This is a genomic window from Pseudomonas sp. RIT-PI-S (genome assembly GCF_025642975.1).
Taxonomy (GTDB): domain Bacteria; phylum Pseudomonadota; class Gammaproteobacteria; order Pseudomonadales; family Pseudomonadaceae; genus Aquipseudomonas.
The window spans coordinates 170,313-185,452 of the sequence record NZ_JANZKJ010000009.1 but is presented as its reverse complement, the minus strand read 5'-3'; the positions used below and the strand labels follow the sequence as shown (position 1 = coordinate 185,452).

Annotated in this window: 10 protein-coding genes; 4 read left to right on the top strand and 6 right to left on the bottom strand. The window is 64.7% G+C overall.

Translation table 11 applies throughout. The features are described from left to right. The first annotated feature begins 179 nt into the window (after positions 1–179). Together OGL93_RS14525 and OGL93_RS14520 are read left to right on the top strand one after the other, a co-directional pair. Positions 180–3,182, top strand: coding sequence for an autotransporter serine protease (locus tag OGL93_RS14525; protein WP_263263435.1), 3,003 nt, complete (start codon positions 180–182; stop codon positions 3,180–3,182). Positions 3,183–3,268: 86 nt separating this feature from the next. Continuing rightward, the gene (locus OGL93_RS14520; RefSeq protein ID WP_263263433.1) at positions 3,269–6,385 is read left to right on the top strand and encodes an autotransporter serine protease; all 3,117 of its coding nucleotides are present in this window, start codon (positions 3,269–3,271) and stop codon (positions 6,383–6,385) included. A gap of 67 nt (positions 6,386–6,452) precedes the next feature. Here OGL93_RS14520 and OGL93_RS14515 read toward each other — a convergent pair whose 3' ends face one another. Continuing rightward, positions 6,453–7,904 (bottom strand): PLP-dependent aminotransferase family protein, encoded by a 1,452-nt coding sequence (locus OGL93_RS14515; RefSeq protein ID WP_263263432.1) that lies wholly within the window; start codon positions 7,902–7,904, stop codon positions 6,453–6,455. 90 nt (positions 7,905–7,994) lie between these two features. Between OGL93_RS14515 and OGL93_RS14510 the strand changes: the two genes are divergently transcribed. Next, positions 7,995–9,158, top strand: coding sequence for a Bcr/CflA family efflux MFS transporter (locus OGL93_RS14510; RefSeq protein ID WP_263263431.1), 1,164 nt, complete (start codon positions 7,995–7,997; stop codon positions 9,156–9,158). A 35-nt stretch (positions 9,159–9,193) separates the two neighbouring features. Here OGL93_RS14510 and OGL93_RS14505 read toward each other — a convergent pair whose 3' ends face one another. Continuing rightward, positions 9,194–9,649: a helix-turn-helix domain-containing protein gene (locus OGL93_RS14505; protein WP_263263430.1), complete on the bottom strand. Its 456-nt coding sequence runs from the start codon at positions 9,647–9,649 to the stop codon at positions 9,194–9,196. Between the two features lie 47 nt (positions 9,650–9,696). On the opposite strand from OGL93_RS14505, the gene OGL93_RS14500 reads away from it, so the two are divergent. Beyond that, positions 9,697–10,662: an aromatic alcohol reductase gene (locus OGL93_RS14500; RefSeq protein ID WP_263263429.1), complete on the top strand. Its 966-nt coding sequence runs from the start codon at positions 9,697–9,699 to the stop codon at positions 10,660–10,662. A gap of 95 nt (positions 10,663–10,757) precedes the next feature. Here OGL93_RS14500 and OGL93_RS14495 read toward each other — a convergent pair whose 3' ends face one another. The 4 genes from OGL93_RS14495 to OGL93_RS14480 form a co-directional block, all read right to left on the bottom strand. Continuing rightward, positions 10,758–11,621 carry an alpha/beta hydrolase gene (locus OGL93_RS14495; RefSeq protein WP_263263427.1) on the bottom strand — a complete coding sequence of 288 codons (864 nt, stop codon included), beginning with the start codon at positions 11,619–11,621 and terminating at the stop codon, positions 10,758–10,760. A gap of 81 nt (positions 11,622–11,702) precedes the next feature. Next, the gene (locus tag OGL93_RS14490; protein ID WP_263263426.1) at positions 11,703–13,442 is read right to left on the bottom strand and encodes a dipeptidase; all 1,740 of its coding nucleotides are present in this window, start codon (positions 13,440–13,442) and stop codon (positions 11,703–11,705) included. 196 nt (positions 13,443–13,638) lie between these two features. Next, positions 13,639–14,142 (bottom strand): AAA family ATPase, encoded by a 504-nt coding sequence (locus OGL93_RS14485; RefSeq protein WP_263263493.1) that lies wholly within the window; start codon positions 14,140–14,142, stop codon positions 13,639–13,641. Positions 14,143–14,174: 32 nt separating this feature from the next. After that, on the bottom strand, positions 14,175–15,134 hold the full coding sequence (locus tag OGL93_RS14480; protein ID WP_263263424.1) for a zinc-binding alcohol dehydrogenase family protein: 960 nt from the start codon (positions 15,132–15,134) through the stop codon (positions 14,175–14,177). Positions 15,135–15,140 lie beyond the last annotated feature (6 nt).

The following is a 15,140-nucleotide window of genomic DNA, read 5'->3' as shown; positions in this document are numbered from 1 at the left end:
TTAAGAAAAATTAGCCAATAAATCATTAACTTACAAGTTCAAACTCTCAACTAATATCTGACGAATGCGTTCTTGACGCCCTGTATCATCCCTGACACAAACTATTTGCCAAATGTTTAAGTGGGGACTATGGTCCTACTTCGCTCAAAGAAGAGCCAACAGTTAACAGGTGTGCAGGGATGCGAAAGTCGAATACCCTTAGTGCTGTCCGTTATTACTTAAAGCCAGTAGCGAAGGGTTCGCTCAGTGCATTGTTAATTACCCTTGGCTGTTCAGCTCACGCTGATTACATCGAACAAGGGAAGTTGGGTGATCCCGCCAGCTGGCGCTCGGCGGAGTTCCAAAGCGATTGGGGCCTGGCCCGCATCCAGGCCGACCAAGCCTATGCCGCGGGCATTACCGGGGCCGGTATCCGCATCGGCGCCCTGGACTCCGGGTTCGACCCTACCCATCCCGAGGCCACCCCGTCGCGCTACCACGCGCTTACCGTCAGTGGCAGCTACGTGGACGGTTCGGCCTTCAGCACCACCGGTGCCATCAACCCGAACAACGACAGCCACGGCACCCACGTGACCGGCACGATGGGCGCGGCGCGCGACGGCGTGGGCATGCATGGCGTTGCGTTCAACGCGCAGATCTACGTCGCCAACACCAACCAGAACGACAGCTTCCTCTTCGGGCCCAACCCAGACCCGCTGTATTTTCGTGCGGCGTATGGCGCCTTGGCCGACGCCGGGGTTCGCGCCATCAACAACAGCTGGGGCAGCCAGCCGCCCGATGTGAGCTATGCCACCCTCAACGACCTGCACGCCGCCTACGCCCAACACTACAACCGCGGCACCTGGCTGGATGAAGCGGCGGCCGTGTCGCGCCGCGGCGTGGTCAACGTCTTCAGCGCCGGCAATACCGGCTACCCCAACGCCAGCGTGCGCGCCTCATTGCCGTATTTCCAACCCGACCTGGAAGGCCATTGGCTGGCCGCCTCAGGCCTGGATAGCGACAACGGCCAGCGCTACAACCAGTGCGGGTATGCCAAGTACTGGTGCATCACCACGCCGGGGCGGCTGATCAACAGCACGGTGCCCGGTGGCGGCTACGCGCTCAAGTCCGGCACCTCCATGGCCGCGCCCCACGCCACCGCTGCCTTGGCGTTGGTAATGGAGCGCTATCCCTACATGAACAACGAGCAAGCCTTGCAGGTGCTGCTGACCACCGCGACCCAGCTCGACGGCTCGGTGACCCAGGCACCGAACACGGTCGTAGGCTGGGGTGTGGCCAACCTTTCGCTGGCGCTGCACGGCCCCGGGCAATTGTTGGGCACCTTCGACGCCAACCTCGGCGCCGGCCAAGGCGATGTGTGGAGCAACGACATCTCCGACCAGGCGCTGATCCAGCGTCAGGCCGAAGACAGCGCGGAGCAGGCCGCCTGGCAGCAAACGCTGGTCAGCCGAAGCTGGCAGAACGGCCTGCCGAATACAGCCAGCCAGCAGGACCAGACCGATTACGCCATCGGCACCGCACGCGCCGCCGCCGCTGCCCAGCGCCAGTACCAAGGCACCCTGGTCAAGTCGGGCGCTGGCCGGTTGGTGCTCGAAGGCGCCAACACCTACCGTGGGGGCACGCTGGTCAACGGCGGAGTGCTTTCGGTCAACGGTTCGGTCACCTCGGCCGTGCAGGTCAATGCAGGGGGCACCTTGGGCGGCAATGGCCTGGTGGGCGGGCTGACCGCGCACAGCGGCAGCATCGTGGCACCGGGCAATTCCGTCGGCACATTGCACGTCAACGGTAATCTCACCCTCGAGCCAGGCTCGACCTATGCGGTGGAAGTGTCGCCCACCGGCAGCGATCGCCTGGTCGCTACCGGCAGTGCCACAGTGACCGGCGCCAACCTCGCCCTGGCGCCCGATAACAGCGTTGTCGCCCTGAGCGCGGCGCCGGGGCAAAGCCTGCTGGCGCGCCAGCTCGACGTCTTGCAGGCCGGCAGCGGCATCAACGGCCAGTTCGGCGCGGTGCTGTCCAGCTTCGCCTTCATCGGTGGCCGGCTAGGCTACGGGGCCAACGGTATCACCCTGAACCTGGAACGCACGGCAGCGTTCGGCAGCGCTGCACACACCCCTAACCAGGCTGCGGTCGCGGCAGCCGCCGAGCAGCTGGGCGGCGGCAATGCGGTGTATGAAAACCTCTTGCTGGCCCCCAGCGCAGTGGCCGCCCGCGATAGCTTCCAGAGCCTCACCGGCGAGGTCTACCCGGCCATTGGCTCGGTGCTGATCAACGACGCCCGAGCATTGCGCGACGCGGTGGGCGAGCGCCTGGCCACGGGTGTGGCCGGCACCGATACCCGCATTCGCGACCAGGACCACGTGTGGCTCAAGGGCCTGGGGGCCTGGGGCAAAACCGACTCGCGCAACGACACCGCCGCCTACACCTCTTCGCTGGGCGGGCTGCTGGCGGGGGTGGATGGCAACCTCACCGATGACACCCGCCTGGGGTTGATGGCGGGCTACAGCGACAGCGGCTTGAACATGGGCGCCGGCACTCATTCGCGGGCCTCGGTAGACAGCTACCACCTGGGCGCCTATGCCGGCCACGACCTGGGCCCGCTGCGCCTCACGCTGGGTGGCGCCTATAGCTGGCATCGCATCGATGCCCAGCGCGATGTGCGGATCGGCGGTGCCACGGGCCGCGAGAAAACCAAACACGACGCGCAAACGGCACAGGTGTTCGGCGAAGCCGCCTATCGCCTGCCCTTGCAAGCGGCAGCCCTAGAACCCTTCGCCAGCCTCGCCTATGTACACCTGGGCACGGACAGCTTCCGCGAGAAAGGTGATGCCGCGGCCCTGGCCAGCGCCAACGACACCCGTGAGGCGGTGCTCGGCACCCTTGGCCTGCGGGCCCTGAAAACCGTCGCCGTCAGCGACCGGCAAAAGCTCGACCTCTCCGGCAGCCTCGGCTGGCAGCACAACTTGAGCGACACCGAGGCCGAGCAGCACCTGGCCTTCGCCTCCGGCGGCGGCACCTTCGGCGTCGACAGCTCGCCGCTGCTCCGCGATGCGGCACTGGTCGGCGCCCATGCCAGCCTGGCACTGAGCCGGGAAGCCTCGGTGAGCCTCGATTACGCCGGGCAGTTGGCCGGCCGCGAGAAAAACCATGGCGCAGGCCTGAGCTTCAACCTGAAGTTCTGAGCCACCCCTCTTCCCTCGAAAGAACAACGCGCATGCGACCGCATGCGCGCGGAGTTTTGTGTGCGTTAACTAAGGACGGTAGCTTCATGAAAGATGTGTTCAGCACCCGACAGCCCTCTGTCAAACCCCTGCGCCAGGCCATTGGGCGCGCCCTCAACCGCAGCGCCCTGGCGTGCTCCCTGGGGGCCTGTTATCTCGGCGGCGCCGCCCAGGCCGCCCCCTACGTGGAAGCCGGGCAGGCCGGCGACGCCGCCAGCTGGCGCAGCCCCGAGTTCGCCGCCGAATGGGGGCTGGGCGCGATCAACGCCGACCAGGCCTACGCCGGCGGGTACACCGGCAAGGGCGTGAAGCTGGGGATCTTCGACCAACCGGTGTATGCGGCGCATCCGGAGTTCTCCAGCAACGGCAAGGTGACTACCCTGGTCACCAGCGGCATCCGCGAGTACACCGACCCCTACATCCCAGTGCACGCTGGCGACCCGTTCCGCTACGACGGCTCGCCGAGCATCGACTCGAGCGGCAAGTTCGGTAACCACGGCACGCACGTAGCCGGCATCGCCGCCGGTGATCGCGACGGCGGGCCGATGCACGGTGTAGCGTTCAACGCGCAGATCATCAGCGCCGACAACGGTGACCCGGGCCCTGAGGACGGCATCGTCCTGGGCAACGACGGCGCGGTCTACCAGGCGGGCTGGAACGCGCTGGTCAGCAGCGGCGCGCGCATCATCAACAACAGCTGGGGCATCGGCATCACCGACCGCTTCGACCAGGGCGGCCGCGATCCGGCCTATCCGCACTTCACCGTGCAAGACGCCCAACTGCAGTTCGACCAGATCCGCCAGATCCTCGGCACCCGCGCAGGCGGCGCCTACCAAGGAGCCATCGACGCGGCACGCAGCGGCGTGTTGACCGTGTTCGCCGCGGGCAACGACTACAACCTCAACAACCCCGACGCCATCGCCGGGCTGGGGTATTTCGTTCCAGACATCGCACCCAACTGGGTGACCGTGGCCGCCCTGCAACAGAACCCGGACCCGGCCACGGCCGCGGCCACCCCCTATACGTTGAGCGTGTTCTCGTCACGCTGCGGCTACACCTCGAGCTTCTGCGTCTCGGCCCCGGGCACGCGGATCTACAGCTCGGTATTCAACGGCACCAGCACGGCGGACCTGACCGTGGGCTGGGCCAACAAAAGCGGCACCTCCATGGCCGCGCCGCATGTGGCAGGCAGCCTGGCGGTGCTGATGGAGCGTTTCCCGTACATGAGCGGCGCGCAGGTGGCCAGCGTGCTGCGCACCACCGCCACCGACCTCGGCGCCGCAGGCATCGACGAGCTCTATGGCTGGGGCATGATCAACCTCGGCAAGGCGATCAACGGCCCCAGCATGTTGGTGACCGAGGCGGACATCCCGGCTCAGTTTCGTATCAGCGGCGCTTATGGCGACAGCCAGTTCGTGGTCGACCTTCCGGGCGTGGGCGCGGTGGTCGATGCCGGCAAGCCAACGCAGCGCACCTGCAGCGGTCCCCAATGCGGGCTGGACGTGTGGAGCAACGCGATCTCCGGGCATGGCGGCCTGACCAAGCAAGGCATCGGCACCCTGGTGCTGACCGGCGCCAACAGCTACAGCGGCCCCACCCTGGTCAACCAGGGGCGCCTGGCGGTCAATGGCTCGCTGGCCTCGGCCGTGACCGTGAACGACAGCGGTATGCTCGGCGGCACCGGCAGCATTGCTTCGCTCACCGCCAACGCGGGCGGCACCGTGGCCCCGGGCAACTCCATCGGCACGCTGAATGTGGCCGGCAACTTCACCTTGGCCCCGGGTTCGACCTACGCCGTGGAGGTGTCGCCCTCCGGCAGCGACCGCACCCTGGTGGGCGGCACGGCGACCATCAGCGGCGCCAACCTGGCGATGACCTTGGAAAACAACGCCACGCTGCTCAGCCGCAGCCAGGCGAGCAGCGTGCTCGGCCAGCAGTTCAGCGTGTTGCAAGCCGCTGGAGGCGTGCAGGGCCAGTTCGGCGCGGTGCTGGCCAACTATGCCTTCCTTACCGGCAACCTGGCTTACACCGGCTCCGGCCTGAGCCTGGCGGTGCAGCGCAATGCCGACAGCTTCGCCAGCGCCGCGCAGACCCGCAACCAGCGCAACGTGGCCGTGGCCGCCGAGCAGTTGGGCGCCGGCAATGCGGTCTATGAAAGCGTGCTGCTCAGCGACAGCGCCACCTCCGCGCGCCAGGCGTACACGCAGTTATCCGGCGAGGTGCACCCGGCCATCGCTACGCAATTGATCAACGACAGCCGCCAGCTGCGGGATGCCGTCAGCGATCGCCTGCGCCTGGAGGGGCTGTACGAACAGCCCGCACCGGGGAGCGAGGACAACAACGTGTGGGTCAAGGCGCTGGGTGCCTGGGGCAGCAACAAGGGTAGTAGCGACAGCGCCAGCGCCACGTCATCCTTGGGCGGGTTGCTCGCCGGCGTGGATGGCCTGATCAGTGATCACACCCGCCTCGGGGCACTGGCCGGCTATAGCGATACCTCCCTGGGCCTGGGCGATGACACCCACTCGCGGGCATCGGCGGACAGCTACCACCTGGGCGCTTACCTCGGGCATGAACAGGGCGCCCTGCGCCTGACCGCCGGCGCCTCCCACAGCTGGCACCGCATCGACGTGAAGCGTGACCTGCAGTTCGGCGTGTTCAGCGACCGGCAAAAGGTCAAGCGTGACGCGCAGTCCACCCAGGCTTTCGGCGAAGCGGCCTACCGCTTGAACCTGGCACCGGTTGCGGTGGAGCCCTTCGCCAACCTGGCATACGTGCACCTGGCCAGCGACAGCTTCAACGAAAAAGGCGGCGCCACCGCGCTCAAGGGCGGCGACGACAGCCGCGACACCGTGCTTTCGACGCTCGGCGTGCGCGCTGGTACCCGGTTCAACCTCACTGACTCGCAAAAGCTCGATGTGGCCGGCACATTGGGCTGGCAGCACAACCTGAGCGACACCTCCGCCGACGAGCACCTGGCGTTCGCCAGCGGGGTCAACACCTATGCCGTGCAGAGCGTGGCCATGGACCGCAACGCAGCGGTGGTCGGCGCCCGCGCCAGCCTTGCCCTGAGCAAGGACGCCAAGCTCAACCTGGACTACAACGGCTTGCTCGGCGCCCGCGACAAAACCCATGGCGTGGGCCTGTCGCTGGACTGGCAGTTCTAACCCGTTGGAGGCTTAACCCACCGAGCGCCTCGCCGGTGAGCCAGGGCGGTGCGACAGCCGCCCGGGTTTACCGCCCGGGATGCCCTTCCCTCAACAAAGCCGCCAGCTGACGCCCAGCCAGGCAGACCTGCGCCAGTGTCAGGGCTGCATAGCCCAGCACCACCGCCGGCCCGGGCGTCGCCTGTCGGCAAAACTGCCGCAGCGGCTGAAGCAGCAGCCCTTCCTGTGCCGCGCGGTCGCATAGCGCGCCCTCATCGATGCTGTCATCCAGCGCCAGCAGGCAGTGCAAGCCTGCGTGTTCCCCTTGCACGCGGTAGCGGCCGGGCGCCCCTTTGGCGAGGATGTCCAGTAGCAGGTCGCGGCGCTGCTGGTACGCCTGGCGGGCTATACGCAAGTGCCGGAGGAAAGCACCGCTGGCGATCAGCTGGGCCACGGCCGCTTGCTCCACCACGCCCACGGCGCGACCGCTGGCTTCGATGCGTGCCAGCAGTGCGCCGCGCAGCGCAGGCGGGGCGATCAGATAACCGATGCGCAAGCCCGCGAACAGCGTTTTATTGAAGCTGCCGCAGTAGACCACCCGCTCGTCCCGGTCCAGGGCCTTGAGCGCCGGCAGTGGTGCGCCGTGGTAATTGAACTCGCTGTCGTAGTCGTCCTCGATCACCCACGCCGCGCGGCGCTCGGCCCAGGCCAGGATGGCCAGCCGGCGCGAAACCGGCAGCGTCGCCCCGCTGGGGGACTGATGCGCCGGGGTGAGGTAAAGCAGCCGCGCATCCACCGCCTCCAGGCCTTCGCTGATCAGCCCGTCGCCGTCCAGCGCCAATGGCTGCAGGCGAGCGCCAGCCTGTTCGAACAGCGCGCCGGCAGTCAGGTAGCCGGGGTCCTCCACGGCGACAGCATCGCCGGCGCGCAGCACAGTGTTGGCGACCAGGTCCAGGGTGTCGCGTATGCCATGGGTGATGATCAGCGATTCGGCGCTGCAACTGATGCCTCGGTGCCGGGCCAGGTAGGTTGCCAGATGCTCGCGAAGCGCCGGCAAGCCTTGGGCGGTGGCATGGCCAAGGTCCGCCGCGGCCGTGCTGGCCAGGCCCCGCGCCAAGTGCCGAGCCCACGCTTGGGCGCTGAACAGGGCCGGGTCTGGAAGGCGGGCCAGGAACGGCACGCCGACCCGCACCCGGGTTTCCGCGGACGGTACAGAGGGCGCGGGTGCCGGCAAGCTAGCGCCAGCGCCCGCAGCCGCCAGCAAGCGATCAGGCACCACGGCGCATACGCGGCTTCCCGAGCCGCTGCGGCGCACGATGTACCCCTCCGCGCGCAACCGCTCGTAAACCACTTCAAGCGTGCCGCGAGCCATGTGCCAACGCTCGGCCAGCACCCGGGTGGATGGCAGCAGGCTGTCGGCCGCCAACCGCTGTTCGAGGATCGCATCGCGCAGGCTCTGGTAGCCCGCTTCCAGCTTGGTGGCACCCGGCATCACCGGTTGCGGGAGGTCCAGGGCGAGCACCGTTCTGCCACGGCTCATAGTGGTCCAGTCCGTTCAGCTATAAATGGATCTGCGCAGTAGACCACAAACCCCTTAGGCTGCGGCATCTTCCTGATCCGGAGCACTACCATGCCGCGCCCTCCCTCGACCCTGCGCCACTGGGCCCTGTTGCTGGTAGGGCTGGTGTGCCTGCCCCGGGTGGCGCTGGATCTGTACCTGCCGGCCTGGCCCGCCATGGCGGCACAGCTGCAAGTACCGGCCGGGGCTGTTCAAGCCAGCCTCACGCTCTACATGGCGGGGTACGCGGTATCGATGCTGGTCACCGGTACCCTTTGCGACCGCTTCGGGCGGCGACCGACGATGCTCGCCGGGCTTGGCCTGTACCTGCTGGCGACCCTGGGCTGTGCCCTGGCGCCCAACCTTTGGAGCCTCTGCGCGGCGCGCTTCTTCCAAGCACTGGGCGGCTGCTGCGGCCCGCTGGTAGCCAGGGTGGTAGTGCGCGACCGTTTTGCCCCCTACGAGCAGGTGCGGCTGCTGTCGGCGCTTTCCAGCGCCATGGCCATCGCGCCGATCGTTGCGCCGTTGCTGGGTAGCCTGCTGCTGCCGTCGCTGGGGTGGCGCGGCTTGTTTCTCGGCCTGTTGCTGCTCGGAGCGCTCACGCTGTGGCAGGTCCGACAGCGGCTGCCCGAAACCCGCCTCGATCATGGCCCGGCCATCAGCGGGCGGCAGGCGTGGCGGCAGATGCTCGGCAGCCGGGCGTTCTGGCGCTACTCGCTGGTGATCGGCTTCGCCTACTGCAGTTACTTCCCGTTTATCAGCGAATCCTCCGTGCTGCTGCAGCGGGGCCTAGGGCTGACGCCGCGGGGTTACGCGCTGGTGCTGGGGCTCACGGTGCTGGGTTATGTGGCAGGGTCGCGGACCTTCGCCAAGCTGTCGTCGGGCCGTTCGATCGAGCGCCTGCTCGGCCTGGCCTGCGTGCTCAACCTGGCTGGCAGCAGCGCCCTGCTCTGCCTGCAAGCGCAGGGCGCCGGGCTATGGCTGCTGCTGGTGGCGTTGGCACCGGTGATGTTCTCGGTTGGCCTGATCATCCCTGCTTGCCAATGGGCCGTGCTGCAACCCTTCCCCGCCATCGCCGGCACGGTGTCTGGCGGGTTCTTCTTCGTGCAGATGCTGCTCACATGCCTGTCGAGCGCAATCACCGGGGCATGGTCCGACGGCAGTGCGTGGCCCATGGTGGGCATGACCTTCGCAGCCAGTGTGGGGTTGGTGGCCGTTGAACGGGCCAGGCGGTGAGGCTGCGTGCATTGGCTGAATCAGAGTGCAGTACGTTATCCGGCCTTTAACTGTTGGTCATACCGTTTGCGCGCCTCCGTGAAACCCTCGGCCTGTTCGATCACCCATGTCCATAGTGGAATCATCTGCACTAATAATCCCATTCCAAGTTCGGTCAGCGCGTACTCCACCCGCAAGGGCTTCTCGCCAAAATCGTGACGAGAGATCAGCCCGTCGCGCTCCAACTGACGCAGCGTGTGAGTGAGCATGCGTTGCGTGACACCGTGCAATCGGCGGCGTAACTCCGCGTGGCGCAAGGGGCTGCTCACGCCCAGCGCATGCACCACGCCCAGTGACCATCGATTACCGGAATGCCCGAGGATATCGCGCTTGAGACCATCCTCGTCCTCGCTAAGCGCGCGACAGGCATTCTGCGAAAGCCGAATGATTTCCTGAACATCCAGACCACTCGGTATCACCGATGTACCTACTTTTTGCGCATCGATGCCCATGACAAGATCCCTAGCTTCAAGTTGAGTACGTCAAACAGAGGCTTACCATGCAAGCTGCTATTTCAAACGTCAAACAACGCATTCTGGTATTGGGGGCCGGCGAACTGGGGCTTGCCGTGCTGCAAGGGCTGGCCGCCCTATCAACTGAATCGGCGAGCATTACCGTACTTCTGCGCCAAGCCACTGTGCAAAGTTCGTCCATGGAAAAACAACAAGAAATCCACTCTATCAGCAGGCTAGGCATCGCTATTGAAACAGCCGACATTACCGAAGCCTCCGTGGAAGAGCTCGCTGCGGTGCTGGGACGCTTCGACACGGTGATCAGCTGCGTTGGGTTTGCGGCAGGCCGCGGCACTCAGCGTAAGTTGGCTGAGGCTGCGCTAACGGCGGGTGTCAACCGCTACATTCCATGGCAGTTCGGCGTTGACTACGACCTGATTGGCCGTGGTAGCCCTCAAGACCTGTTTGACGAGCAGCTGGATGTTCGCGACTTGTTGCGTGCTCAATCCCGAACCGAATGGGTAATTATCTCCACCGGTATGTTCACCAGCTTCCTGTTCGATCCAGCGTTCGGAGTCGTTGACCTAAACGCCGGCCAGGTCAATGCGCTGGGCAGCTTTGAAACCAGGGTTACCGTGACAACAGCGCAAGACATTGGCACGCTCACCGCCGCCATCGTGCTGCACAGCCCGCGCCTGATCGATCAGGTCGTATACACGGCGGGTGACACCCTCACCTACGGCGCGCTGGCTGACCTGGTCGAACGAGTGATCGGGCGGAACATCGAGCGCCGAGAGCTTAGCGTGCAGCAGTTGCTGGCAGACCTAGAGCAGATGCCTGAGGACAATCTGTGCAAATACCGGGCAGTGTTCGCTATGGGCCGGGGTGTGGCGTGGGATGTGGCCAACACATTCAACGCTGTCCATGGATTACCCGTGACCAACACAGAACAATGGGCGCAATCCAACTTGCGGCAGGGCCAGGGCCGGGAAACAACGCCACAGCCACATTGAAAACATCGAACGCCTGATGCCGAGTGGGTGGTTTTGCGCAGCCATGTGAACCAGCCAGTGATAAGGCCGAAGCGTCGCAGGCGCCGGAACTGGTTTTAATCTCTCAAAAAGAATTCCCGCAACATTCTCGCCAACTCCACCGGAGCCTCTTCAGCCATATGGTGCCCGCTATCGATCCCCATGCCCGTTACCACTTGCTCCGCCCAGGGTTGCCACACCGCTAGCACGTCGCCATACAAGCTTTGCAGGTCATCTCTGAGGGACCAGGCAATGTGCACCGGGCACTGGAGTTTACGCCCAGCGCTCCGATCAGCTCGATCGTGCGAGGGGTCCACGGCGATGCCGGCGCGGTAATCACCGAGCATGCCCTTGACGGTGTCCGGATCATGGATCGCCGTTTGAAAATCGGCGTAGTTTTCTTCGCCCATGGTTTGTCTCGACCCGCCATACCACGCCGTGGGATCTGCCAGTATCGCGCGCTCCGGCTTGTCGGGTTGTGCGAAGAAGAACCAGTGCCACCAGCGTGCGGCAAACTGCGCGTCACACCGCTCCAGCGCTTCGAGTATGGGCACGGCATCCAGCAACGCCAGCTTGATTACCCGTGAGGGATAGTCCATGGCCGTACGAAAGGCGGTGTAGCTGCCGCGGTCATGGCCTGCCAGAGAGAATCGATCGAACCCGAAATGTTCCATCAGAGCGATGCAGTCGCGTGCCTTGGCACGCTTAGAAGAGGCTTCGTGGTCGTGGGGGTCCGCTGGTTTGCTGGACTGGCCAAAGCCTCTGAGATCGGGGCACACCACGGTGAAGCGCTCAGCGAGTATCGGCGCCACCCTGTGCCAGGTGGTATGGGTTCGAGGGTGCCCGTGCAACAGCAGCAACGGCGGGCCCGAACCGCCATGACGAACCCGCAGGGTCGCTTCGGGTAACTCGACCCTCTCCAGCTTGAAGTGCTCGAACATGGTTGCCCTCCACTCGGGAGCGAGCCCGCCGCCCGATGCTACAGAGCCTGGCCCGCTGGTGCAGCGGGCCAGGACGGTGGATCAGAGCTTCGGCAACTGCCCCACACGCACCATCATTTCGGTAACGATCTGCAGGTCCAGCAAGAACTGCTCGGTGGTCTTGAACTCGTTGTCGGTGTGGCCGGTGTATTTCACATCGGGTTTGGCTAGGCCGAACTGTACGCCATTGGGCAGTTCGTGGACCGACGTGGCGCCCGCCGAGGTGCCGAACTTGTGCTCCATGCCGAGGTTTTCGGTGGCGACGTCAAGCAGCGCCTTGACCCACTCACCCTCGGGGTTGCGGTACATCGGTTCGGCGATCGAGTAGTCCAGGGCTGGCGCGATATGCGTCTTCTTGCTCCAGGCCTCCAGCTTGCCAGCGATTTCTGCCTTTAGCGCTTGCGGAGACTTGCCCTTCGGCACACGCAAGTTGACCGCCAGCTTGAACGCTTTGTCGTCCATGCCAACGAAGGTGGGGGAAGCCGTCAGCGGGCCCATGAAGTCATCGGCGAAACCGACGCCCAACTTGTTACCCAGATAATCCAGGCTCCAGTTGTCATCGGCGTAGCGGGCGGCTTCGGTGATGTAGTTGTGCTTGAGCGCGACCTTGCCATCGAGGCTGGCGATCAAGCCCAGCATCCGGGCCACGGGGTTAACGCCCGTTTCAGGTTCGGACGAGTGGGCGGACACCCCGGTAACCGTGAGCTTCACATCTTTGCCATCCACCTTCGCGGCGACCTCGAAGTTGCCACCATTGGCCTTGGCATAGTCGGCACCGGCCTTTTGCAGGCTGGCGGCAAGCTCCGCGGGCTTGTCGGTGACGAAGGTAGCGACCGAGGCCGAAGGAATCTGATTGGTAGCCATGCCACCGGTCATCGACGTGATCTCCGCGCCCTGCCCTTGGGCTTTAGCGCGAGCGAAACTGGCCATGACGGTGCCATAGCCTTTTTCAGCAATCACTACCGGATAACCGCCATCCAGCGCCAGGTTGTAGTCCGGCGTAGGGTTGTGCTCGAAGTAATACGGGATGGCATCGCCAGAGGTTTCTTCGGTGGTATCCACCAGCAACTTGAAGTTGCGCGCCAGCGGCAGTTTCTCTTCTTTAATGACCTTCATGGCATACAGCGCGACCACGATGCCGTTCTTGTCGTCTTCGGTGCCGCGCCCATACATACGGTCGCCGATCAGGGTGACCTTGAACGGGTCCAGCTTGGTGCCGTCCTTGAGCACCCAGTTCTCCGGCGTCACTGGCACCACGTCAGCATGTGCATGAATGCCCACGAGTTCTTTGCCAGTGCCGTCGAGCGAGATTTCGAATACGCGGTTGTCGATGTTGCGGAAGTTCAAGTTGAAGCTTTCGGCGAGCTGTTTGATTTTTTCGGCGATCTTGAGGAATTCCGGGTTTTCATATTGAGGCACGCCCGGTTTCTGGAACGTCGGGATCGCCACCAGCTCACGCAAGGTTTCGGTGGCCGCGCTGCCGTATTTCACTCGTGCATAAAGGCCCAACAGCCGATAGATTTCGTTCTGCTGCTCGGCGGACAGCGGCTTGTTGTCCAGGAACGTGCTGATTGCCGGGCCCAGGTCGTCGGCCTTGGCGATGTCGTTCTGGGCCAGGCGGCCGAGAAACTGCCTGAAATCCGTGACCGACGCGTCATTGAAGGCTTTGAGAATGATCGCGCTTTGTTGCGGGGTGATATTGGCCTGTGCCGCGCTGGTGAACGATGCAAGGCTGGCGAACATCAGGGTAGCCGCGGCCAGGTGCTTAAGAGAAAAATCCATTGCTAAGGGCATTCCTTTGTAGGCAGTTGTAAGAAATATCTGATTGCTTAATCAGAACATTCGAACCTAACACCCCACGCCCAAGATGCGGGAGCCCGTAAGGGAAAAGTGTCGCACCTTAGTGCAAAAGCGACGCAGAAACGACAGTTCAGTGAAGGCTTTTCGATATCAACCTCTTGAACTTTTAGTGACTTGCTTAGAACGTTTTTACTTTCCGCAAGATCATTGCGACGGCCTCTTGCGCCGAAGCTGACGCGGTATCGACCGTGAAGGGAGGCGTACTCCAGGGTTCGTATTCGTGGTTGAGCACAGACCCCCAATCCGGAGGCACCAACCCGGCGATATCCCCCGCCCGGGCCTCGACCCGGCGCTGATGTTCGCGTGCATCCGAGCACACCACCTGGACATTCATCAGCGAGGCGCCAGAACGCTCGGCGACGTCGCACCAGGCCTGGCGGCTCGCCGTTACGGGGTTTACACCGTCCACTACAACCGTGTTGCCAAGCCGAAGATTGTTCGACGCCAGCTCATTGGCGACGAAGTAACCGCTGCGCCCAACGTCCCCAGCCAGCGCTCCCGAATTCCGGATCGCCTGCTCGATGGTATCGATGCGCAGGTACAGCGCGCCGAGGTCGAGCGCGAGCTGGCGGGCCAGCGTGGTTTTGCCGGTGCCGGGCAGGCCGCTGAAGACCATCAACAGAGGCCGTGCTTCGGTGGAGCCCTGGTGCGCCGTCATAGCGTGAACACAATGCGCTCCGCCGCGCTCCCCTGCCATGCCGTCTCGACTTCGCTGAGCGGCACGGCCTGCGCTTCTACCTTCAACCCGGCTGGGCCTATCGCGCTCAGCAGCTGGCCCACTACCCTGACCAAGCCCTCGTGGGAAACGCTGCCCAAGCCGCTGCCGAGCAGTTCCAGGCCCGAGCTGCGTAGCGCCCCAGGGGTCAACGGCAGGCTTGCCCCGGCCAGCGAACCAATATTGACGAAACGCACGCGTGGCGCTGCCTCGCTGCTGCCGTGGCTGACCAGCGCATCAAGGATGCACGCCGCGGGCGGCCCCCACAGGTAGTCGAGCACAACCTCGATGCCCTGGCCCAGGAGGTGCTCGCGGAAGGTAGCGGTCAATGCCTCGGCCGGTTGGTCGAGGCAGATGAACTCATCTGCGCCCAAGGCCTTGAGCTCCGCTTCTACCGCTGGGTTGCGGGCCGTGGCGACTACCCGCGCCGCGCCGAGGTGCTTGGCGACCTGGATCGCTAAGCGGCCGGAAGTACCGGCAGCGCCGTTGATCAACACGCGCTCCCCAGGCTGGAAGCGCGCCCGCTCCTGCAAGGCCGCCCAGGACGACATGCCGGGGTTGGCGATGGCCGCGGCGGTGATGTCGTCGACACCCTGGGGTATCGCCACGCAGTTGCGCGCGTGTACCGCTACCGTCTCGGCCATGGCCCCGATGGGTGCCCGCGGAAACGCGAAATACACCCGGGTGCCATCTTCGAGCACCCCCACCCCGTCGGCGCCGGGCACCACCGGCAGCGTCTTGCCACTGCTGTAATGCTTGCCGCTGGCCTGGGCGCGTACCAGTTGGCTCAGCGCAGCGGCGCGCACCTGCACCAGCACCTCGCCAGCGGCCGCCTGCGGCGCATCGATGTCGCCATAACGCGGCGGGTGGTCAAAGGAATGGACAATCGCGGCTTTCATGAGAGG

Bases quoted from the DNA above. Each gene is read 5' to 3' on its own strand.
- OGL93_RS14525 (WP_263263435.1), top strand. From the start codon at position 180: ATGCGAAAGTCGAATACCCTTAGTGCTGTCCGTTATTACTTAAAGCCA.
- OGL93_RS14500 (WP_263263429.1), top strand. From the start codon at position 9,697: ATGCAAGCTGCTATTTCAAACGTCAAACAACGCATTCTGGTATTGGGG.
- OGL93_RS14495 (WP_263263427.1), bottom strand. From the start codon at position 11,621: ATGTTCGAGCACTTCAAGCTGGAGAGGGTCGAGTTACCCGAAGCGACC.
- OGL93_RS14520 (WP_263263433.1), top strand. From the start codon at position 3,269: ATGAAAGATGTGTTCAGCACCCGACAGCCCTCTGTCAAACCCCTGCGC.
- OGL93_RS14515 (WP_263263432.1), bottom strand. From the start codon at position 7,904: ATGAGCCGTGGCAGAACGGTGCTCGCCCTGGACCTCCCGCAACCGGTG.
- OGL93_RS14490 (WP_263263426.1), bottom strand. From the start codon at position 13,442: ATGGATTTTTCTCTTAAGCACCTGGCCGCGGCTACCCTGATGTTCGCC.
- OGL93_RS14505 (WP_263263430.1), bottom strand. From the start codon at position 9,649: ATGGGCATCGATGCGCAAAAAGTAGGTACATCGGTGATACCGAGTGGT.
- OGL93_RS14480 (WP_263263424.1), bottom strand. From the start codon at position 15,134: ATGAAAGCCGCGATTGTCCATTCCTTTGACCACCCGCCGCGTTATGGC.
- OGL93_RS14510 (WP_263263431.1), top strand. From the start codon at position 7,995: ATGCCGCGCCCTCCCTCGACCCTGCGCCACTGGGCCCTGTTGCTGGTA.